The organism is Pseudogracilibacillus sp. SO30301A (genome assembly GCF_037072025.1).
Taxonomy (GTDB): Bacteria; Bacillota; Bacilli; order Bacillales; family Amphibacillaceae; genus Pseudogracilibacillus.
The window spans coordinates 97,409-118,127 of record NZ_JAXHDD010000008.1 but is presented as its reverse complement, the minus strand read 5'-3'; the positions used below and the strand labels follow the sequence as shown (position 1 = coordinate 118,127).

Sequence of the window (20,719 nt, the reverse complement as noted above, 5' to 3'; positions counted from 1 at the left end):
ATTTTGACTAACCAACGACAAAATGTGCCATTATCTGTTGTTTAAACGGGGAAGCTGAATTCATATTCAATGGAAGTGAGCATTATCAGCTCGAGCCTGGAAAGATTCTTGTCGGCGGGTTGCAAAAACAGCACTTTTATCAATGATTCTATTAGCAACAAACAAGTGGCGTTATACTTTTAAAGCCTAATTTCAATCGTATGGCAGAGATGCTTGTTTACAAAAGTTCATCTCTGTGAGACATTCCAGAAAAACAGGAAATAAACCTGATCGTCTATTTCCCAACTTTTCACTTTACCTGAGCGACAAATTTATGATTCAAGTCATAAGAGAGCCGATAAGCGAATTAAAATCAACAACCCATTACCTTTTTTATAGTAGATACGATTTTGAGCATATATGTTTCTTTATTTCAAGAATAATTTACTCAATGCTTTACAAATTAATCCATTCCCTTATGTTCAGAAGTCAAAGGTAGTTTACTAATTTCCCACTGTTCTGCACGGGTACGTTCATTCCAGAACTGTCGATACAATCCTTCCTCGCGAACAAGTTCATCATGTTTACCCACTTGGACTACTTGACCATCCTCTACAACGGCAATTTGATCAGCTTGTTGTATCGTATGGATTCGATGGGCTACAATCACCACTGTTTTATTTTTGGATAATACTTGCAGCGCTTCCCGAATATATTTTTCATTTTCAGGGTCAATGCTGGCAGTCGCTTCATCCAATAAAATAATTGGTGCATTTTTTAAAATGGCTCTTGCTATACTCATGCGTTGTTTTTGACCACCTGATAGAGTACCTCCACCTTCACTAACGAAAGTGTTATAGCCTTCTGATAGCTCCATGATGAAGTCGTGACAGCGCGCTAATTTAGCTGCTTCAATTACTTCCTCCATCGTTGCTTCTGGTCTACCATACTTCAAATTATTTAAAATCGTATCGGCCATTAAATAGACATCTTGAAAAACAGGAGTAATTTGTTTCATTAATGTATCATGCCGCATTTCTCGAACATCGACACCACCAATTGTGACACTTCCAGCATCGACATCCCAGAATCGGGAAATTAAATTAAGTGCTGTTGTTTTTCCTCCTCCAGAAGGACCGACAAATGCAGTAATTCCTTTTTCAGGAATCCGTAAATTAAAATCTTTTAGAACAGGTTCATCTTGATAGCCGAATTGGACAGCGTGGAAATTGATTTCAGAACCAGTAGGAATGACTTGTTGATTTACTGAAGGCTGCTTTAGATCATCCTCTAAAATGATTTCGTTTAAACTCATCGTAACCGTTTTGGCCATTCGTCTATGTGCCATATAATCCATAAATGGAAGCGGTTCATAAAGGGCAACCGTTAAGACGAGGAAGCAGATCCACTCAATCCCGTTAATGGATCCATCCATAAAACGAAATCCTCCAACGATTACTACCGCAATGAAACCTAATTCAAACATAATAATATTTAATGCGGCAAATGGTGAATATTTATATTGAATGTCGATACTACTATCTCGATACTCATCAATGGCATCCTTGTAACCAATTAACGAACTATCCTTTAATCCGAATGCTCTTATAACAGAAATTCCTTTTATGAAATCTACAATTCTTTTATTCGCATGTTTTCGTGCAATTTGCAACCTGTTTAACGTCGTTTGTAATTTACGTTCGGCGAAATTCGTTATGAGGAAGCAAAATGGCACTCCCGCTATGGCAATTAAAGCGAGTGGCCAATCAATCCAAAACAATACAGCAAGTATGATAACTGGAACAATTAATCCTTTGATTAGTCCAATCCCAACCGCGGGTAAATAACCGGCAAGCATCGCATCTTGCTTAATACGCATTTCAATTGTTGACGCATCTTCATTAATAAAAAATCCATAAGGCAAATTTTTTAAACGTTTCCCTAAGTATAAACGGATATTTGCAATTATTTGTTGATAGAACGGGAATGTTTCACGATTTGACAAATAATATGTTATCCATTGAAAAACAAATGCTACCGTGATGGCTCCGACTAAGAGCCAATTGCTCGCGCTTGTTTCGCTATACAGTGCAAAAATAATGAATGCAACAAGAATGAATGGCACACTGACAAATGGACCTTCCAAAGCGCTTAGCCAAAATGACTTTTTGAGTCGTTTTTCATTATCTGCCCCCGCAAAAACAAAGGCATTTTTAATAATGGACTGTTCAGTTATTTTACGGAATAAATCCACTTCTTCTTCACTTTCGTTTACTAAAACTTTCGATTTCTGTACTTCTTGCTGATGAGATTCTACTTGTTGTACAGAATGATCTTCAACAGAGTCAGAAAATATTGGTGGATTATTTTCAACTGTATATGCTTCCCATTGGTTACGATAATGCTCATTTTCTGCCAGCAATTGTTGATGAGTACCGCTTCCCACTACTGTCCCATCCTCAATAACGAGAATTTGATCAGCATGGATGACTGTGTGGAGACGATGAGCGATCATTAAAATCGTTTTAGGCTGTCCGTCCACAGGGGCAACTAATTCATTAATTGCATCCTGAATTAACGCTTCATTTTCAGGGTCAATTAAAGCAGTCGCTTCATCAAGAATAAGGATTGGTGCTTGTTTTAAAAACGCACGAATAATACTAATCCGTTGGCGCTGTCCTCCACTTAACCGCCCACCGCCTTCCCCAACAACCGTTTGATAGCCGTCTGGTAAGTTTACGATAAAATCATGACATTGTGCTTGTTTAGCAGCTTCCATCACTTCCTCATCCGTTGCATCAAGTCTCCCCATCCGAATATTATCCATAATCGTTCCATCAAATAAGTAAATATCCTGGGAAACGTATGAGACCTTTTGTAACATATCTTCATTTGAGAGAGAACGAACGTCAACCCCACCAATCGTAACAGAGCCTTCCGTGACATCCCAAAAACGTGGAACCATCCGTGCAATTGTTGTTTTTCCAGCACCTGATGAACCGACAAGTGCTGTTAATGTCCCTTGTGGTACTGTGAACGAAACATTGTTTAATACTTCACTTTCAGCATCGTAAGAGAAAGATACATTTTGAAATTCTAGGCTAGATCCTTCTGGCTTTTTAGGTTGTTTCGGTCGTGGTAATTCGGCTTGTTCTAATAGATTCATAATTTTATTCGTTACACTTGCGATCCGAAATGATACGGATCCACTGGAACGAAAAGCCTTCAAAAGTGTATTACCAATTCCTATCGTTAACATGACAAAGATAATAAATAATGACAGTGTAATTTCACCAATTGAATAAAACCAAACGCCCACAGGGACAACGATTAGAAGTGGCATTTGCGCTAAGCCAGCGGCTAGAGTCTTCACAAAGATCGTTTGCTTTTCTACTTCTTCTCCCATATTACCAACTTGATTCACCACTTTACTATAATCTTCATAAGCACGTTCTGTACGGGAAAATGCCCGAATCACTTTCATGCCGTATACATATTGAAGCAAAGTTGAACTTAACAGCTGATTTATTTCACCATATTTAGGTCCCATTCTCCCTAGTTTTTTGTTGGCAAATGCAAAGGCAATTCCTAAAATCGGGATCATCATAAATGCAGCGAGTGCCATTTTCCAATCCAATACAAACATGACAATAAATGTGACAACTGGAACGACAATGCCTGTTGTCAAATCGGGGATTAAATGGGCAATCCCTTCTTCTAATTGTTCCACATCTTCATTCATTGTATGTTTAATCGAACCTACATCGTTTTTGTCGAAGTAACCTAACGGCAGTTTCGTTAGTTTATCTGCTAAGTCAATCCGAATGTCATAAAGCACATCATAAGCCGCTTTATGCGATAAATTGACAGCCATCATGAAGAAAAGTCCTTTTAATAGAATGGCACCTAAAGAAATGGCGACTAATATCGTTAAATTCGTTGGGCTAAATGAATTGCTTATATGTAAAATCTGAATACTTAATATATAAACGACTAAATATGGAACAAACCCGAACACGGAAGATAAGGACGAAGCAATGATGGAACCATACAACGATGCTTTCTTTCGCTTTAAATATGGCATAAGCTTGCTCATTGGAGATTTTTGTTTTGGAACTTTGTTCTTCTTAGACATTTACTTTTCAACCTCCTATAATTGAGAATGATTATCAATTTCATTGTAAACTATATAAAAGTATATTTCAATATGTAAAACAGTATTCGGAAAATAATTGGAAAACGATTGCAAAAGGAGATGCAAAAGTCTCTACCGAAAGATGTACACGACTGTAAAACGGCTTAATAAACACTGATTTTATTCGTTAAAATAAAAAATATAAAAGTTTATCACATTTTGAATGAGGTAATCTAATAGTCTCCAGGGCATATTTATGATGTATTTTTAAAAAGAGCGGAGATTATCAACTAAAATTAATTGATGGGTAATAATTCTTGTTACAAAGCATATTTCATCTTTGAAAAAAGGGGTATTTGGTAAGGAGAAAAATAAATAAGCCCTCAAACACATGGTTTGAGAGCTTTGAAAAATACATAGATTTTGAAAACTATCGTAGCTATGTGGTTAGTTCTTAATGATTTGGTCAACATATTATAATAATCGTTCGTCTTTTATTTTTATCTTTTACTCGAATAGCATTTATCGATCGCCATCCCTTGACATACCGATTGAAAATTTCTGGAGTCCAAAAGTTTCATCTTGGTACACACCACATTATATCGTTTATGATTTTTGCTCAATGATAATAAGGCAGTAAGCAAATAAGAAAGAGTATCATGATATAAACATTAGCTTAATAAGTAGCGCACTAAACCGAGCACTGCAAAGCAGAATAAAATTGTGCCAGATCCAATCCCAGTAATTGCACTACTCGCAACATTATATTTTTTAGCGACTATAGGAGAAATGAAAGCCACACCAATCATGACGATTGCTAAAATATACAAGCTAGAATCCTTAAAAATATCGACTAGCCAAAAGAAATGTGTGCCGACTACAAAAGCAATCCAAGGTGCAATCCAATCTTTGTGTTTCAATCTCATTAACACGAATGCACCGATGCCACCGATAATGAATTCGGCATAGAATACAATTATATATCTTATAAAAGTAGCCTTCCCCTCCAAAGATAGAGTTGACGGAGCATCCCAATGCGTGATGCTCAAATACACACCTACTATACACACAAGTATCGCCATTCCTGATCCGATTCCAAGATATTTTCGCCATGTTTTTCTTGGATTCTCTTGTGCCCATCCAAACCAAGCTAAACTAAAGAAACCCAAAACAGCCGCATACATCGCATAATCTCTAATATATTCGAATTCCATATTCCCCTGCCTCCTATCCTATTAAAATATGATTTCTATTTACTGACTTAATTTTCTAACACATAATAATGGGATAACAAATAATATTTATTCGCACTTCCATGAAATCAACAGAATCGTACAATCATCTTGTTTTAGTGGTGAAAATCCTCACGTATGACTGGAAGCATGTCTCTAATCGGCTTGGCAGATGCAAAGATTACCTGATGGTCATTTTTTGTGAGCTCCGCCAGCGAATCGAGGATTTTGTCTGATACCGGCTTCCCTTTAAAACATATCGTTCCATCCAAATCAAACACAAATTGCATATTCAGTCCCCCTTGTCTATTTTAATTTACTAGTCATTTTCACAATCTGTCCCCGATGATGGAAGACACGATCTTATTTAATTATCCATTAATGGAAAAAGATGCTTGGGATTAAAAATCACGCTTTGGATATTAAGATTTCTCAAACAAACTTCGAAGCTAAAATGCCGAGTTCCTATTTATACTAAATAACATTCACCGTGAATTATAGCTTTAAAGTGACCCACTTAATGAGCGGATATGTGTGTACTTATACATACAATCCCTACCCGCCTAACAAATGAAGGAACAAATACATATTTTCTAATGTCCATTTGAATAATCCGCTCATATCTCCTAATGTAAACCACAGAAATCAACTACTCCTAAGCCTACAACGATACCTAGCATCCATAGATAACCAAATCGGTATAAAGCAGCTGAAAGAATGGTACCTGTTCCAACGAGAAAGATACCAAAAAGTACATCCACCCAGAAATATGATATTGCGTTTGATGCTCCAAACAAACTGGCAATGTGGAAAACATGCGTTGTACTTTTCGTATTCTCTGTTATAAACTCAGATAACTGGAAAAACACATTGTTAACAATCATTAGCGATACGATAAATAGAAAGGAGCTAATAATAAGACTCGCATAATAATTTGTACGTGTACCGCCAAGTCCAATCGTTGATTTAAGAGCATCACCAAACATAAAGTACGGTATGATTAGTAGTATTCCATAGATTGGTTTAAATGTTTCACGGGTTAATTCTATAAAAGCTTCTAACGGTGATGTCATCTGTTTATCCTTATGCCAAGCAATTTGAGTATAAAGGCGAGATAAAGTAGCATTCCACATTAATGTTTTCATTTTTCCTTCTTCCAGTTCTTTTTTGACTACCATCTCTGGTAATAAAGCAACACCCAATCCTGCAATGACACATTGTTTTATCGCTTCTACACTTGCAAATTTAATTTGATCCAATGGGTATATCCCAAAAGAATTTAAAGCCTCTTTGAACATATTCCGATAAGAACAGCCATTCTCTGTTAGCAAAAGCGTCTCATTCTTTAGATCTTCCACGGAAAATGCTGAATGAAATGGATGAGTAGATGCAATTACCAATTTTAAGTCTTTTTGATTTTATTGGAATCAAATTTGAAGATTATATTATTGGGGATGCAAACAAATCAGATGAAATAACTCAAGATCTGAAAGCAGTTTCTGTGGCGGAGCAACTTCGAGAGACACTACAAAAATACCTCTAGAAAAAGAGGGGAAACAATATGAGGTAAGGTAAGGTAAGGTAACAAACAATGGTGTTAGTTGTCGGAAAAGTCTTTTAAGAATTGATTAGGTTGAATACAACTCCAATATAGCAGGAATTATGCTGTACGATAATGATTTATAAAAAAATCCTTTATTGCCCCATTGATATTTGGAATCCTCATTTTGTTACATTGATTGGATGCCGCATGACGTCTGTCTGTCATACGGATTTTTGGCATTTTTTTATGATGACAGGGATTAAGATGAATGAAAAGCATTCATTCTTACTTTCGTAAAATTTTGTCCATCACTTTTCCCCTTGCTAACTCATCGATTAGCTTGTCTAAATAGCGAATTTCCTGCATCGTTGGTTCTTCGATATCTTCCACCCGAACTCCACAGACAACACCTTTAATCAAAGCTCTTGAAGGATTCAGTTTAGGAGCCTCTGCAAAGAAGGTCTCAAAGTCTGTCTTTTTTTCCAATTGTACTTCTAACTCTTCCTGGCTATATCCTGTCAACCAACGAATTATTTCATCGACTTCCGATTTTGTACGTCCTTTTCTTTCTGCTTTTGCAATATAATGTGGATAGACACTTGCGAAACTCATTGTATAAATTCGATGTTTGGTCACGATACATCCTCCTATAATTGTCCATTAAATAACTAATAAACGAATATCGTTATTCTACTAAAACGCTCTTTCCTTTATCAAAATAATTTTTCTTTAATCTCATATAAATAAAAGAGCATGAGATTAGTCAGACCTATTGTAACTTATTTTTTAAAATTTTTAACTTAGGAAGTCTCAAGGAAAAAACTTTGCTATTATGTGTCCAACACTTCATCTCATTAATTTTATAAATGCCTTTCTTGAACAATCAAACAAAGATGATGGAAAAATTATATTGTGCAGTTGCCACATACTTTTCAGTAACTATGAAGAAGGTTTTTTTCTAATATTCCTATAAAGTTTTTTCTAAAACAATACAGTAAATAAATATGCGAACCAACAATAATTATAGCCAGAAGAAGTAATGAATGATCGATGAATAAATGTAGCAGTAAGATGTTGGCTACGATCGGTGATAATACTTCAAGAGCTGACGGAATAAAACGATTAGTGATTAATAAAACAGCACAAAAAACCTCTAAAGATTTTTCGAAAATTAACAAATACTGAAATTCAAAAATCGACATCGCAGCCAGACTAGTCTCAATAAATGGTTTAAGATTAAAGATAACAAAAAAGCCATTTCACCCCGCAATAAAGAAGATAAATCCTAAAAACAACCTAGGAACATGAAGAGTTATTTTGGTCAACTTATACACCACCAAAGTTTATTTACTTTAAACTGTAACAAATCCATAAATAGAAATGTATCAGTTTATGGAATATTCTGTTTTAATAATAGTCTTTTTTTCATGAACTCTCGACTTCCCTTAGCTGCTATTCAAGCTCACCCTGCCACCCTAGATCCCATCCATCACATTCGTTGCTTGGTAGCCCTTTTTAATTAATATTTCACAAGGCATCCACACCTCTAGCACCTTTCGTGCATATCACATAATTATGTTTGCTTTTATCAAATCCACTTAAACGCTTTGTGATTTCCCCTAGTGGAATATGTTTCGCTTCGGGAATTTTACCCTTTAGGACTTCATCTTTTTCACGAACATCAATAATGTATACATCTTCCTCAGCATTTATCTTTTGTTCTAAATCTTTGGCTGTCATTTGCAAAAAAGCTTCCACCATTTATTTATTTTTACTACCTATACCGATAAACCTAATTACAACTGGAATAAGAAACAAGGATAAAATCCCTCCTACAAGTGACAATGTTTCAAAACTAGCACCAGCAACAACCATTCCTGACATCGCACCACCAGAAGCGCCCCCTAACGCTATAAAAACATCCACTGTACCCTGTGTTTTTGCACGTGTTGAAGGTTCTGTTGAATCGACAATAAGAGTCGTTCCACTTATCAAACCAAAATTCCATCCTAAGCCAAGTAAGATCAATGCAACATTCATCAGAAATAAAGATTCTCCCGGTGCAACTGCCGCTACAACACCTGATGAGAGCAATGTAACACCAGAAGCAATCGCCATGGTAGATCTACCTAGCTTATCAACTAAAATTCCTGTTAATGGTGAAGGAAGGTACATTGCACCTATATGGAATCCGATCACAAGTCCAATTGCACGTAAACTGTGGCCATGATCCCCCATGTGAATTGGTGTCATTGTCATAATGGCAAGCATCACAATTTGAGTGAGTACCATGATGAATGCACCAGCGATTATTCCATTTTTATTACTTAGATTCTTTCCTTGTATCTCTTGATGTTTCATATTTTTTTGCTTATTCGCATCGATTTTTAACGCAATGATAAATGGATCAGGACGTAAAAAAACAAATAAAAAAAGACCTGCCACTATATATGCTACCGTCGATAATATAAATGGACCTGCTAATTCTGGAACACCTACAGAACGAGCAAAGTTTCCCATCACGTCCACTAAGTTTGGCCCTGCAACTGCACCAAATGTCGTTGAAAACATTGCGATACTTACAGCAGTTCCCCGCTGTTTATTCGTTGCTAAATCTGTACCAGCATAGCGAGCTTGTAAATTTGTTGCCGTTCCCGCACCATAAACGAGTAGAAAAAAGAATAATAAAAGCACACTATTTGTAACTGCGGCAATTACAACCCCTATCGCTCCAAGACCACCTGTTATAAATCCTGTCGCAAGACCCATACGTCTTCCAAAACGATTTGAAAGTCTTCCTACTGCTAATGCAGCACCTGCCGATCCTAACGTAAATAAAGCGGCTGGAAATCCTGCAAATGCATTTGTTCCAAGCATTTTCTCTGCAAGCAAAGCGCCAACAGTTATTCCTGCTGCTAATCCCGCCCCTCCAAATATTTGAGAAATAACAACAATGATTAATGTACGTTTATATAATTTTTTTTGTTTTTCTGGATGATCTATATACTCTTTTATCAAAACATTCGGTTCACTAGACAAAAACACCCTCGCCCCCTGTAGTCAATTAAAAAGGTTCATTCCAATATACGAATTTTTTTCCGACAGAAATGATATCACGCTCTTAAACAATTAACTTTTTAAATAATGTATTCAACGACTCCATTGAATGATTGAGTGCAAGAAGTAACTTTCCCTTTACTCAAAAAACGTCAATTCATGTTAACAAACATAATGTGTCGTTTCCCAGCAATTCTTGAATTCAAATTAAACGCTCGTTAATTTAATTGCTCGTTAAATTGATACCAATCTTGGACACTATTTTCTAAACGATAGGCATTTATTCCTTTACTTTTTAAAAGATCTACTGCTTCTGCTGCCATTAAACAGTATGGTCCTCTACAATAGGCAACAACATTACGATCGGTTGGTAACGGAGCAAGTTTTTCTCTTAATTCTTCAATTGGTATAGAAATAGCACCAGGAATATGAGCATGATCATATTCTTCTTTTGGTCGAACATCTAACAATAAAACTTCGCCTTTTTCCATCCGTTCATTAAGTTCTGACAGGGGTATCCCATCCATCCCAAGATTGGCATTTAAAAATTCTTGTTTTATTTGTTGAACCTGCATAAACTGTTTTTCCGCCAAGGCACGCAAAGATTTTAAAAAGTGTGCAATCGCTACATCTGCTAATTCATAAATTACATAGTTTCCTTTTTTCTGAAATTTTACCATTCTAGCATTATAAATGGTTCGTAAATGTTGTGATTATTAACTATTTTAAACCATATAGGACAAGGTTTCAGCTGTTTTTTTGTGTCTTGGGGTAAATTTTCAACCTTTTGTTTCTTTTCTACCCACTAAAGTGCATTATACCGTTCTTTTTTGGTGGAAAATTAATTTTACCCTTTCTCAAAGACCTTGACTCACTTGGGATTGAGAGACATCGCAATTAGCTCCTTGGCTTGATCCTGTGATGGAAACATAGTATTCATTATCCAGCTTTTTTCCTTTAACTTTGCGCGTTTTCCATTCATTTCCCAACCTTGATGTACACTAGCAATCTTGATTTCTCTGCCTTTTTTGCCTTTCTCTTGGCTCTTTGTATAAAGTCCATCTACTTCAACAAAGAGAACCTCTTGGTCAAGTGGAACAGATTTTTCTGGAACAACCTCCGTATTCTAAAGCTGTTGACGAATTCCTTCGTGGCTGATGACTGGATACCCTAACAGTTTTTCCATCGCATCGCTTGCCTGACGATAAGACACTCCTGTGACCGCTAACTCAATCGCTAAGTCTTGTACAACAGGACTCATTCCCTTTGTGTCATCAAAAGCTAAATATTGATCCAATAAATAAACATAATCTCCAGTTTCTCTATCCTGATAATAATTTCGTTTTAATTCAACGGATCCAAAGATAGATTCAAATTTTAACGGTCTTTTATCTTTTAAATAAAACCTTTTTTATCTCTTCCCAAAGCTATTGCCTCATCAAGTTCTAACAGTGTTTGAGCCATTACTTGGGAGAAGCTTTTTTGTAATGCACGGTATGTAATTTGTTCTAATTCTTTCATTGTGAGCGAATTTATGATATCTTTCATTTTAAGGGCCTCTTTCTTGTATTAGTAGTTGTAGTAAACTTAACTATACAAAAGAAGGTCCTTTTTTTTCATGCAAAACACATTTTTCTTTCTACCGCGCTTTGCTTGGTTGCCGCATTATTGGAATTCAAGTCTATCGACTTAAATTCCAATAATGCGGTAATATGTTCTCCCATAAACATTTTACTCTAACTTCAGAATATGATTAATTCTGGCCTTTTTTATGCTGGATCATACAAGTAGTCAGATCAAATAAAGACAAGAATATTACTAAGGATGACAGAGTTTTTTATGAATGTGATCGCTTCGGTTCTGCCAAATAGTGATTTCAAAAATAACCTTTTTGTGATTTTTAGTTATGAAGGCTGAAAAGGAAACTGAAAGAAAACTAGACTGACAAGGATTTGAGGACGAAAAGACCCCGAATTCGTGAATGTTTATTCTCACGAAAACAGGGTCAGGCTAGCAGATGTTTTATTTCATCTTATCTGGTAACAAACGGATAGATTCATTTAGAACATCAAGTTTTCCTTCAATACGATGTAATAAATAAAACGTAATCGCTATGGGAAAACTGAGTTCTGTTATAAATGTCACCCATGTTTCCATATCATTTCCTCCTCGTAAAAACAGACCAGAGTGATCGTGACCCTGGCCTGCTTTATTTAACCATATTGAGTTTCCAAACTACCCATTAGAAGATACATTCTTCTAATGTCTGCTTACTCCTCCATTCCAATATCAATATCTGTTACCTTACGCTCAACAATTCTAGCTCCCTTTTTCGCAACTAGATCTCCTCCAGTTGAGCCGAAGCAATTTTGAGAAATCACTTCATCCATAGCTGCATTTACCGCTTCAGGGTCAGCTGGGTCAACCGGGCTGTCAAGTGTATACGTAACTGACTTCCCCTCTTCATTTTCAAAAATCAGTTCTAATTTCTTCATTATTATCCTCCTCCCTATTTATTTGTTCTACGTCTGCCTTAATTTTGGGAGATTTCTGAGCTGTCTGAGCGCTCAACTCCATAAAGTGGCAATGTCTGTAATCCAGCTAATGCATGAGCTACATCATACAATTGATCTGCTGTTGCGTCCGTCTTTACATTGTTAAACGCTTTTACTTTAATAATGACATTGCCTGATGTTGGATGAACTCCATTGTCTAAGGGAAGACGCAATTGGGAACGAATGATTCTGCTTACTGCCATTCCTCATCACCTCGCTTTCACCACTACAATCGTGATTCAGAAAGAAAAGGTGTGAAAATTTTAAAATATAATCGACGATCCTTGATTGAGAGTACCATGATCCATAAGATTTGTACCTTTTGAATCAAAGGGTTGTACAATCTCACGGTGCAGGATCCTTAAACAATAACTTCCCGGGGCATTTCTGTGTTCACTTTTATGGTAGTACAACTGATTTGACAGATAAAATGGATTTGTCACACAAATTAATGATTTATAAAGCTGCTGGTAAACTTGAAGATTTTATTAATCGCGGAGAGCCAGTAGATATTGTGAAAGCGTTAGTTACTGGAATTAAGCAGCAAGGTGCAAACATAATGAAAAATACTTCCATTATAATACTTCCATTAAAAAAACGGATTGGAATAAAATTAATGATGAAATAAAAATTATTAAATTAACTGACATAAACGTCGTTAATGAACTCCCACTCTTCCATGAATTTGAAATAAAGTAAGATTGAATAAATAAAGCTAATAAAAGAGAAAGTTATGAGGAAAAATTTCTGTAGTTCAAGACTTTCTCCTATAGAACCTTGGAAATTAGATAATGAGAAACTTTTTCGGGAATTAGAAATAGCTGAGCCAAAAAAACAAGGAGACAAAAATATTTTTATCCATGAAAAGACGAACTATGTTAAATCTATCCACAATTTCAGAAATATACTTTCATGGGCGCAACTCAAAGCTTTTGTATCCCCTTGTTTCAAGTCTCTCCAGAGATCTTTGGGCTCGTGAGACTGCATGATCGCCTATCGGAACATTTACTGTTCTCTAGGAACCGACAGAATCCTAGTGTCGGTGTTAGACATAATTTTTTCGGTGGGACGAAAGCATAGCTAGTGAACGGTTTTAGCCTACGAGGAATCTACGTATATTTCCTTATCATATTGTTCGCCCTTTCAGACGCTATTTATGTCCCAGCTTCTTAGCTTCATAACAATTGCTAAAGAACTAAGTTTCTTAAAAGAGGATGTTCAAAAAGCTTCATTCCGTCCTTCGTAAAAGTTAATTTCCTTAAAACTATGGGAGGATAAGGGAAATATTTATTGCCTTTTGATGAGTTATTGGTGATACAAGTAAATGAACCCACATGTCTTCCCGTTCCAAATGAAATTTGATCGTTTACCTATAGATATTATTCGCAGTGAAAATCGTACAATAAAATTTTTCTAACCTCTTATCTCTAATCCCTTTTTGTATAAATAAGCCACATAAACTTAAAAATCGGTAACATTCGCTTCCAACGAAATGGCTGTTTTATTATTCGGTAAAACCACTCCAAATTTAACTTTATCCAAAAATCAGGAGCCCGCTTAACTTTTCCCGCAAACACATCTAAACTTCCGCCTACCCCCATAAAAATTCCTTTTGAAAATGCTGGTAAGTTTTCATAAATCCACTCTTCTTGTTTAGGAAACCCTAATGCAACAAAAATAAAATCAGGTTCTCCGTCTTTTACTAATTGCACGACGGCTGAATCCGTTTTATCAAAAAATCCGTGATGTCTACCTGTCACTTTTATTCCCGGATATTGTCGTTTTATGTTACTCACCGCTTCTTTATTTACCTCCTCAGAAGCACCTAGAAAAAAACACTTTGCTCCAGATTCATTTGCAAACTCTAACATATCCTTCATTAGATCGAATCCAGCTATCCTTTCTATCAGAGGCTCCTTTTTATGTTTAGCTGCAAGTATAATCCCAATCCCATCTGGTACGACAAAATCCGCTGATTGAACAATCTTTTTATACGTTTTATTTCTTCTAGTCTCCATCACAATTTCCGGATTTGCTGTAACAATAAAACATTTTTCATTGGAAATGAAATGATCATTCACTTGCTTATGTAAAAATTTATACTTATTATTATTAATAAAAGATATATCCATTATTTCGACTTTTTCGTTCTCTTTTACCATATTATTGCAACCCTTCCAAAATATTTAGAAAATACTATTAAAATCTTAATCTTTTTACCTATTTATATTTACGAAATGACAAAAAAATAGTAGAATATGTAGAGACTGATATAATTCGTCATTATTATAAATTTTATCATTGTACATCTTTTTTTTCTATTTGTAATAAAACACATTGCGATTATTTATAATATAAATATAGTATTTAACTATCCAAAGGAAGATTGGAGATCTAATTATGATTGAAAATAACTCGAGAATCGTTAAAAAGAAGAAGCGTGTTCTCAAAAAAAGATTTAAAATATTATTCCCATTTTTAATTGTTATTATAGCTATTGCTTCATATTCTATGTATTTACATTCTAAAGCCGACAGTGCAATTTCCGAATCACATGATGATATAAATCGGGATAAATCAGATTTACGGGAAGAATATGTAGACCCTAAATTCGATAGCGTGTCTATCTTATTGATGGGGATTGATTCAAGTGAGAAGCGTGGCTCTGATGATGAGGCAAGAACAGATGCGCTAATGGTAGCTACATTAAATAAAGATGAAAAAAGCGTCAAATTACTTAGTATCCCAAGAGATTCTTACGTATATGTCCCTGAAGTTGGCTATGAAACGAAAATTAACCATGCCCATGCTTATGGCGGTCCACGGGCAACGATAGAGACTGTTGAAAATTTACTTAATATTCCTATAGACTACTATATCAGAGTTAATTTCGAAGCATTCATGGATGTAGTTGATGCAGTCGATGGAATTACTATAGATGTCCCATATGAGCTTCAGGAACAGGATTCAAAAGACAATGCGGACGCTATTCATTTATATCCAGGAGTGCAGAAATTAAATGGAGAAGAGGCATTAGCACTTGCCCGAACTAGAAAAAAAGATAGCGATGTAGAACGAGGAAAACGTCAGCAAGAAATTATGAAAGCATTAGCTGATCGCACATTATCCGTCAGTTCCATTTTAAAATACGATGATGTCATTGACGCTATCGGTGCAAATTTGAAAACGAATATGACATTTTCCGAAATGAAAAGTTTCTTCGGATATTTAACAAACGGAACGAATATGGATATTGAAACATTAAATATCGATGGCGAGGACTATAAACCAGGTTCAACTTACTATTGGCAGCTGGATGAGCGCTCGCTCGCGCAAACAGTTAATATTTTGGAAGAACATTTAGAACTACCCGTAACAGACTACGGTTATGATTTTGCGGAAGAAGATGAAACAAACGAAGAAACAACATACTAAAGAATGTAAACGCTTGGGTCTTTATGAACCCAAGCGTTTTTCTTTCATCGTGTAATAAATACGAATATCTCTACGGAACTTCTTCTTCTCTTCATCAACTATCAATACAACAACTGGCATTATAAACACCAAGCTACTTCCAATATTCGTGTTATCAACTTATCCTCTAACTCTTTTTACTAAATTCGTCAAAGGTTTAAATTTACTGTCAATTAATTCAAGTGTTTCAATTAAAATCTGTATAACAATAAGTGAAATCGCTCCAATTAACACCGCACCCCAAACTGTCGACATCGATAATAAAATTGCAGCAATACCAAACATTCCACTCAGTACATACATAAAAACAACTGTCTGCCGATGTGTCATCCCAAGTTTTACAAGCCGATGATGTAAGTGAGAACTATCTGGGCTTGAAATTGGCCGTTTTTGAATTACTCTCCGGACAATCGCAACAGCTGTATCAAAGATAGGCACCGCTAAAATAAGAATCGGAATGATAAAGGAAATCATCGTAACATTTTTAAATCCGAGAAGTGATAATACCGCAATCATGAAACCGAGAAACAGAGCACCTGTATCCCCCATAAATACCTTTGCCGGGAAAAAATTAAATGGTAAAAATCCAAGAATACTCCAAAATAAAATGATCGACATACTAAGAACATACACATTATCCATAAAGATCGCCATCACAGCAATCGTAAACAGCGCAATTGCGGATACACCGGCGGCCAGTCCATCCAATCCATCGATTAAATTAATCGCGTTTGTAATTCCTACGATCCACAAAATCGTCACAAGGGCACTAAACCATCCGAATTCAATTTGTCCACCGAATGGCAAATTAATAAATTCTACTTGCAGCCCGCCATAGAAAACAACAATACTGGCAGCAGCAACTTGGACAATAAATTTTACCTTTGCCGTTAAATGAAATAAATCATCGAAAAAACCAAGTAAAATAATGACGAAAGCACCAATAACAATGGCAAGATGGTATGGACTTTGCGGTTGAATCAAAAATAAACCGACCATAAAACTAATAAAAATAGCTAAACCGCCTAAAGTAGGCATAGGGGAAATATGGACTTTACGCCAATTGGGATTGTCCACAGCATTCAGTCGCAAAGATATTTTTATAATGAGTGGTGTACTTAAACAAGCGATCACGGCACACAGAATGGATAAATAAATAATTTTAATCATCAGGCACCTCTACCTTGAAATCATTTTCAATAGTTTTTAACGTTTCATTCAGAACTATTCATGTTTATGATAAATTGAGTAATTTTTTAATTAAATGCGTTTATATACATTATAAACCTCATGAGCACATTTATCTAATGAAAAATTGCTCGATGCGTAAGAATAGAGGCGTTGTCCCATTTGCCTTAATCCATCTGCATGTAAACAGACCGCTTCCCTCATCGCTTCAACGAGACCATCCATATCACTCGTTGCTACTTTCCATCCTAATTCATCTTGATAAATTAAATGCCCTACATCTCCCACATTTGTTGAAATGACCGGCGTTTTCGCACGTGCTGATTCTAACAAAACGTAAGGAAAGCTTTCACTTAATGACGTTAATAAAGTAACATTTGCGATTTTATAAAATCGATCGATATCTTTACGCTCTCCCAAAAAATGAACATGATCTTTTAAATCTAGTTGCTCGACAAGTTCCATTAATTTATTTTTTAAGCTTCCATCACCTAATAGTAATAAATGAATATTTTCCGATTCATTTTTCATCAGTTCGGCAAAAGCTCTAATTGCAAAACCGTGACCTTTTACACTTTCTAACCTTGCAACTTTAAGAAATAAGAAATCTTCTTTCGTAAACCCTAACTGTTCACGGAAGTTTTGAGATTCTGGAACAAATTCTGTGCTCATCTCATTCAAAAAATCGATTCCGTTATGAACGGTTTTCATGTTATCAATATTAATCCCAGCATTTACTAAGGGTGGATAAAATGCATGGCAAACTGAAATAATCCGATCTGCATTTTTGATTGCTTGTAGATGAAGGCGAGTTAAAAACTTTCCATATATTCCTTTATCTTTAAAGTCAAAAAACGGATCACTATGAACCGTTACGACCCAAGGAATCTTCACTTTTTTCTTCAACATATTCATGTACACATTTGCTCTTGGACCATGTGTGTGAACATGCGTAATATTTTCTGTTTTAATATATTGTTCGATTTTTCGAAGTAAAGGCATACTAAGTCTTGTTCCATTTTCAAAATAAACCGTTTCAATATTCGCTGCCTTCGCTCGATCGTACAGTTCCTTTTTCTCCATGACACCAAGAACGCAAGGAACAGAATTAGCTTCTTTAAATTTCCCTAACATACGCAAAATATGATACATTCCACCACCAGTTTCATTCCCTGCATTTAAATGCAAAATTTTCACCATGATCTCTCTCCCAACTAGTTACATTCGTTCTTCAATATAACCAATTAGAAGGACTAATATAATGCCTGAATAAATCAATCTAAAATTGACGATAATGAAACATACAGCATTTTATGTCAGGCGTTGATGATATGACAAAAACGGAAAAAATATTTTTTAGCCTCATTGTATTACTACCAATTATCGATATTATTACATCCTTTACGACAAGTTTGCCATTATCATTCGGGGCACTGCTAAGAACAGGCTTCATGTTCTTTTTATTTATTTTTATCGTTAATTATTTGCGACCAACTGTTAATACGTTGTTTTTATTTAGCTTACCATTTCTTAGTATAACCTTAACTTTTCTCATTAATTTTGTGTTAAAACAACCTTTCTATATTACTGAGGAAATCCAATTTGTTGTAAAAACTGCTTACTTTGTCGTGATGATTTTCAGTGCATTTGTCTTTTTAGAAAAGCGACTGGTGAAAAAAGATGTCATTTTACAAGGAACAGCGATTGCATCCATTATCGTAGGTGCCTCCTATTGGATTGCAATCTTGACAAAGACGGACATCACCAGTTATACATATGTAAAAGCAGGATATTCAGGATGGTTTTATTCAGCAAACGAACTAAGCGTCATTGTGATTATCTTACTTACTTTGGCGATCATTCATTTTCATGCAAGCCGATCCGCTCTTTCATTGGTTGCTTTTAGCTTTATCCTTACGATGACTCCAATGATTGGAACGAAAACAGCTTTTTATGGAGCAATCATAATCATCCTAAGCTATATTGTTTTAATCATTTTCATGAAACAAATAAAACAAAACTTACCTTTATTAGCTATCACTGTTTTCAGTATCTTTTTCTTGCCACTGACACCTTATATGACAAATATGACATCCGTTGATTCACCAGTTGAGAAAACAAAAAATACGGAACAAGAAATGAAACAGCAGCTAATGAGTTCCAGAGATATCTATCTTGGAGAAAAAAAAGCGGACTATTTACAAGCTCCTTTAATTAGAAAATTGTTTGGACTTGGTTATGCAGGTGATTATAAAAAAAATCCAAAAATGATCGAAATGGATTTTTTTGATTTATTTTTTAGTTACGGAGTGGTTGGTACATTCATTATTTTGCTTCCCTTACCTGTTTTGCTAAATAAACTACTCATTTATCGGTGCACCATTTCTTATTTTCTTTTGCTTTTAACGCTTGCACTCATTGGAGGCATCGCTTTTGTCGCAGGCCATGTTATGTTTGCCCCGGCGGTCATGACGTATGTTGCCATTTTAGTCATTATAATCGGTCTGGAAGCGAGGAAAACTGCATGAAAAAAGTCTCCATCATTGTTCCGGTATATAATGCAGCAGCTTATCTAGAGGTATGTATTACAAGTATTTTAAGACAAACGTATAAAAATCTTGAAATTATTTTAGTTAATGATGGCTCTACAGATGAAAGTGGGAACATTTGTGATCAATATAAGTACACTGACCCACGAATCACTGTCATCCATCAAGAAAATGCCGGCCCGTCTGCTGCGCGAAATACAGGTATCGAACAAGCTTCTGGTACTTACTTACAATTTGTTGATGCAGATGACCGGATAAAAAAAACAACGACACAGCAATTCATTCATTTCATGGAAACTTTTGATGCTGATTTAGTTATTTGTGGGTATGAATCAGGAAATCAGCTACTTTCGCCCTCAATAGCCGGTTTTTTTACTAAAGAAGTATTTTTACATCATATTGGGCTTTTGTATAAACAGATTATTCTACCTTCTCCATGTAATAAGATGTACCGTCTGGAAAAAGTAAAACATCATGAAATTCGTTTTCCATTTAGCCATTCTTATGGAGAAGATTTATTATTTAATCTGAGTTATATCGAGAATAGTGCATCGTTTTATGTATTGCCAAGCAGTTTATATGTATATGAACAAAATCCGAACTCCTTAACTAATTCTTATATCGATAATATGTTTGAAAAGCAGAAGAAGCTTTATAACGATGTGAGAATGTTTTTAGAGAAAAACGATAGTTGGACACATGATAACATCACACATCTTGAAACCATCTTTGCTAATGGAGTAATTCATTCCATAACGAATCTCTTTCATCAGGGGAGTCCCCTCTCTACGAAAGAACAGAAAAATCAGCTAAAGATCATCTGTAATCATTCGGATGTTATTACGAAATATCCTTATTTCACCAGTAGTGTCCAAGCAAAATTAATTGGCACCTTTATACGAAAAAAATCATATCGACAAGCATTTATATTTTTTAAAATAAAAGAATTTATACGAACTAGACTCAGACGGATTTTTGTCCTGCTACAACAGGTGGATAAGAGGTGA

The 20,719-nt window shown here is 35.5% G+C and carries 19 protein-coding genes and 2 pseudogenes; 5 read left to right on the top strand and 16 right to left on the bottom strand.

Features of this window, described 5'->3' with window-relative positions; all coding sequences use genetic code 11:
- Window positions 1–442: 442 nt before the first annotated feature.
- From SPD89_RS06620 to SPD89_RS06605, 4 genes and pseudogenes are all read right to left on the bottom strand, one after another.
- Window positions 443–4,114 (bottom strand): ABC transporter ATP-binding protein, encoded by a 3,672-nt coding sequence (locus tag SPD89_RS06620; RefSeq protein WP_336261163.1) that lies wholly within the window; start codon window positions 4,112–4,114, stop codon window positions 443–445.
- A gap of 671 nt (window positions 4,115–4,785) precedes the next feature.
- Window positions 4,786–5,328: a hypothetical protein gene (locus SPD89_RS06615; protein WP_336261162.1), complete on the bottom strand. Its 543-nt coding sequence runs from the start codon at window positions 5,326–5,328 to the stop codon at window positions 4,786–4,788.
- Window positions 5,329–5,468: 140 nt separating this feature from the next.
- Window positions 5,469–5,636, bottom strand: a pseudogene (locus SPD89_RS06610) (HAD hydrolase family protein); the annotation flags it as partial.
- Window positions 5,637–5,972: 336 nt separating this feature from the next.
- A complete protein-coding gene (locus SPD89_RS06605; protein WP_336261170.1) occupies window positions 5,973–6,704 on the bottom strand; it encodes a substrate-binding domain-containing protein in 732 nt (243 codons plus the stop codon).
- A 29-nt stretch (window positions 6,705–6,733) separates the two neighbouring features.
- Between SPD89_RS06605 and SPD89_RS06600 the strand changes: the two genes are divergently transcribed.
- Window positions 6,734–6,889, top strand: a complete 156-nt coding sequence (locus SPD89_RS06600) for a hypothetical protein (RefSeq protein ID WP_336261161.1) — start codon at window positions 6,734–6,736, stop codon at window positions 6,887–6,889.
- Between the two features lie 285 nt (window positions 6,890–7,174).
- On the opposite strand, the gene SPD89_RS06595 is transcribed toward SPD89_RS06600, so the two are convergent.
- The 9 genes and pseudogenes from SPD89_RS06595 to SPD89_RS06555 all read right to left on the bottom strand — a co-directional run bounded on the left by SPD89_RS06595 (window position 7,175) and on the right by SPD89_RS06555 (window position 12,704).
- Window positions 7,175–7,525 carry a DUF2200 domain-containing protein gene (locus tag SPD89_RS06595; RefSeq protein ID WP_336261160.1) on the bottom strand — a complete coding sequence of 117 codons (351 nt, stop codon included), beginning with the start codon at window positions 7,523–7,525 and terminating at the stop codon, window positions 7,175–7,177.
- An 891-nt stretch (window positions 7,526–8,416) separates the two neighbouring features.
- The gene (locus SPD89_RS06590; RefSeq protein WP_336261169.1) at window positions 8,417–8,629 is read right to left on the bottom strand and encodes a rhodanese-like domain-containing protein; all 213 of its coding nucleotides are present in this window, start codon (window positions 8,627–8,629) and stop codon (window positions 8,417–8,419) included.
- A gap of 21 nt (window positions 8,630–8,650) precedes the next feature.
- Window positions 8,651–9,928: an MFS transporter gene (locus SPD89_RS06585; RefSeq protein WP_336261159.1), complete on the bottom strand. Its 1,278-nt coding sequence runs from the start codon at window positions 9,926–9,928 to the stop codon at window positions 8,651–8,653.
- Window positions 9,929–10,164: 236 nt separating this feature from the next.
- Window positions 10,165–10,626, bottom strand: a complete 462-nt coding sequence (locus tag SPD89_RS06580; protein WP_336261158.1) for a rhodanese-like domain-containing protein — start codon at window positions 10,624–10,626, stop codon at window positions 10,165–10,167.
- Window positions 10,627–10,817: 191 nt separating this feature from the next.
- Window positions 10,818–11,312: pseudogene (locus tag SPD89_RS06575) on the bottom strand (UPF0236 family transposase-like protein).
- A gap of 29 nt (window positions 11,313–11,341) precedes the next feature.
- Window positions 11,342–11,494 carry a hypothetical protein gene (locus SPD89_RS06570; RefSeq protein ID WP_336261157.1) on the bottom strand — a complete coding sequence of 51 codons (153 nt, stop codon included), beginning with the start codon at window positions 11,492–11,494 and terminating at the stop codon, window positions 11,342–11,344.
- A gap of 474 nt (window positions 11,495–11,968) precedes the next feature.
- A complete protein-coding gene (locus SPD89_RS06565) occupies window positions 11,969–12,103 on the bottom strand; it encodes a YvrJ family protein (RefSeq protein WP_336261156.1) in 135 nt (44 codons plus the stop codon).
- 113 nt (window positions 12,104–12,216) lie between these two features.
- On the bottom strand, window positions 12,217–12,441 hold the full coding sequence (locus SPD89_RS06560) for a DUF2922 domain-containing protein (RefSeq protein WP_336261155.1): 225 nt from the start codon (window positions 12,439–12,441) through the stop codon (window positions 12,217–12,219).
- A gap of 38 nt (window positions 12,442–12,479) precedes the next feature.
- Window positions 12,480–12,704: a DUF1659 domain-containing protein gene (locus tag SPD89_RS06555; protein WP_336261154.1), complete on the bottom strand. Its 225-nt coding sequence runs from the start codon at window positions 12,702–12,704 to the stop codon at window positions 12,480–12,482.
- A gap of 119 nt (window positions 12,705–12,823) precedes the next feature.
- Here SPD89_RS06555 and SPD89_RS06550 point away from each other — a divergent pair, with 119 nt between their 5' ends.
- Entirely contained in the window at window positions 12,824–13,129 is a 306-nt protein-coding gene (locus SPD89_RS06550) for a hypothetical protein (protein WP_336261153.1), read from the top strand.
- A gap of 799 nt (window positions 13,130–13,928) precedes the next feature.
- Here SPD89_RS06550 and SPD89_RS06545 read toward each other — a convergent pair.
- Window positions 13,929–14,663: a WecB/TagA/CpsF family glycosyltransferase gene (locus SPD89_RS06545; protein ID WP_336261152.1), complete on the bottom strand. Its 735-nt coding sequence runs from the start codon at window positions 14,661–14,663 to the stop codon at window positions 13,929–13,931.
- Between the two features lie 238 nt (window positions 14,664–14,901).
- On the opposite strand from SPD89_RS06545, the gene SPD89_RS06540 reads away from it, so the two are divergent.
- On the top strand, window positions 14,902–15,936 hold the full coding sequence (locus SPD89_RS06540) for an LCP family protein (RefSeq protein WP_336261151.1): 1,035 nt from the start codon (window positions 14,902–14,904) through the stop codon (window positions 15,934–15,936).
- A 159-nt stretch (window positions 15,937–16,095) separates the two neighbouring features.
- Here the strand turns inward: SPD89_RS06540 and SPD89_RS06535 are convergent, their stop codons facing one another.
- Window positions 16,096–17,145, bottom strand: a complete 1,050-nt coding sequence (locus SPD89_RS06535) for an MraY family glycosyltransferase (protein ID WP_336261150.1) — start codon at window positions 17,143–17,145, stop codon at window positions 16,096–16,098.
- Between the two features lie 90 nt (window positions 17,146–17,235).
- Window positions 17,236–18,363: a glycosyltransferase family 4 protein gene (locus SPD89_RS06530; protein WP_336261149.1), complete on the bottom strand. Its 1,128-nt coding sequence runs from the start codon at window positions 18,361–18,363 to the stop codon at window positions 17,236–17,238.
- A gap of 131 nt (window positions 18,364–18,494) precedes the next feature.
- Here SPD89_RS06530 and SPD89_RS06525 point away from each other — a divergent pair, with 131 nt between their 5' ends.
- Both SPD89_RS06525 and SPD89_RS06520 read left to right on the top strand, forming a co-directional pair.
- A complete protein-coding gene (locus tag SPD89_RS06525) occupies window positions 18,495–19,691 on the top strand; it encodes an O-antigen ligase family protein (RefSeq protein WP_336261148.1) in 1,197 nt (398 codons plus the stop codon).
- Complete coding sequence (locus SPD89_RS06520) at window positions 19,688–20,719, top strand: glycosyltransferase family 2 protein (RefSeq protein WP_336261147.1); 1,032 nt, start codon at window positions 19,688–19,690, stop codon at window positions 20,717–20,719. The genes SPD89_RS06525 and SPD89_RS06520 overlap by 4 nt, the downstream gene beginning before the upstream one ends.

Coding starts and splice junctions, on each gene's coding strand:
- SPD89_RS06565 (WP_336261156.1), bottom strand. CDS start 12,103: ATGGAAACATGGGTGACATTTATAACAGAACTCAGTTTTCCCATAGCG.
- SPD89_RS06560 (WP_336261155.1), bottom strand. CDS start 12,441: ATGAAGAAATTAGAACTGATTTTTGAAAATGAAGAGGGGAAGTCAGTT.
- SPD89_RS06580 (WP_336261158.1), bottom strand. CDS start 10,626: ATGGTAAAATTTCAGAAAAAAGGAAACTATGTAATTTATGAATTAGCA.
- SPD89_RS06570 (WP_336261157.1), bottom strand. CDS start 11,494: ATGAAAGATATCATAAATTCGCTCACAATGAAAGAATTAGAACAAATT.
- SPD89_RS06530 (WP_336261149.1), bottom strand. CDS start 18,363: ATGGTGAAAATTTTGCATTTAAATGCAGGGAATGAAACTGGTGGTGGA.
- SPD89_RS06600 (WP_336261161.1), top strand. CDS start 6,734: ATGCAATTACCAATTTTAAGTCTTTTTGATTTTATTGGAATCAAATTT.
- SPD89_RS06615 (WP_336261162.1), bottom strand. CDS start 5,328: ATGGAATTCGAATATATTAGAGATTATGCGATGTATGCGGCTGTTTTG.
- SPD89_RS06620 (WP_336261163.1), bottom strand. CDS start 4,114: ATGTCTAAGAAGAACAAAGTTCCAAAACAAAAATCTCCAATGAGCAAG.
- SPD89_RS06590 (WP_336261169.1), bottom strand. CDS start 8,629: ATGACAGCCAAAGATTTAGAACAAAAGATAAATGCTGAGGAAGATGTA.
- SPD89_RS06535 (WP_336261150.1), bottom strand. CDS start 17,145: ATGATTAAAATTATTTATTTATCCATTCTGTGTGCCGTGATCGCTTGT.
- SPD89_RS06525 (WP_336261148.1), top strand. CDS start 18,495: ATGACAAAAACGGAAAAAATATTTTTTAGCCTCATTGTATTACTACCA.
- SPD89_RS06555 (WP_336261154.1), bottom strand. CDS start 12,704: ATGGCAGTAAGCAGAATCATTCGTTCCCAATTGCGTCTTCCCTTAGAC.
- SPD89_RS06540 (WP_336261151.1), top strand. CDS start 14,902: ATGATTGAAAATAACTCGAGAATCGTTAAAAAGAAGAAGCGTGTTCTC.
- SPD89_RS06545 (WP_336261152.1), bottom strand. CDS start 14,663: ATGGTAAAAGAGAACGAAAAAGTCGAAATAATGGATATATCTTTTATT.
- SPD89_RS06520 (WP_336261147.1), top strand. CDS start 19,688: ATGAAAAAAGTCTCCATCATTGTTCCGGTATATAATGCAGCAGCTTAT.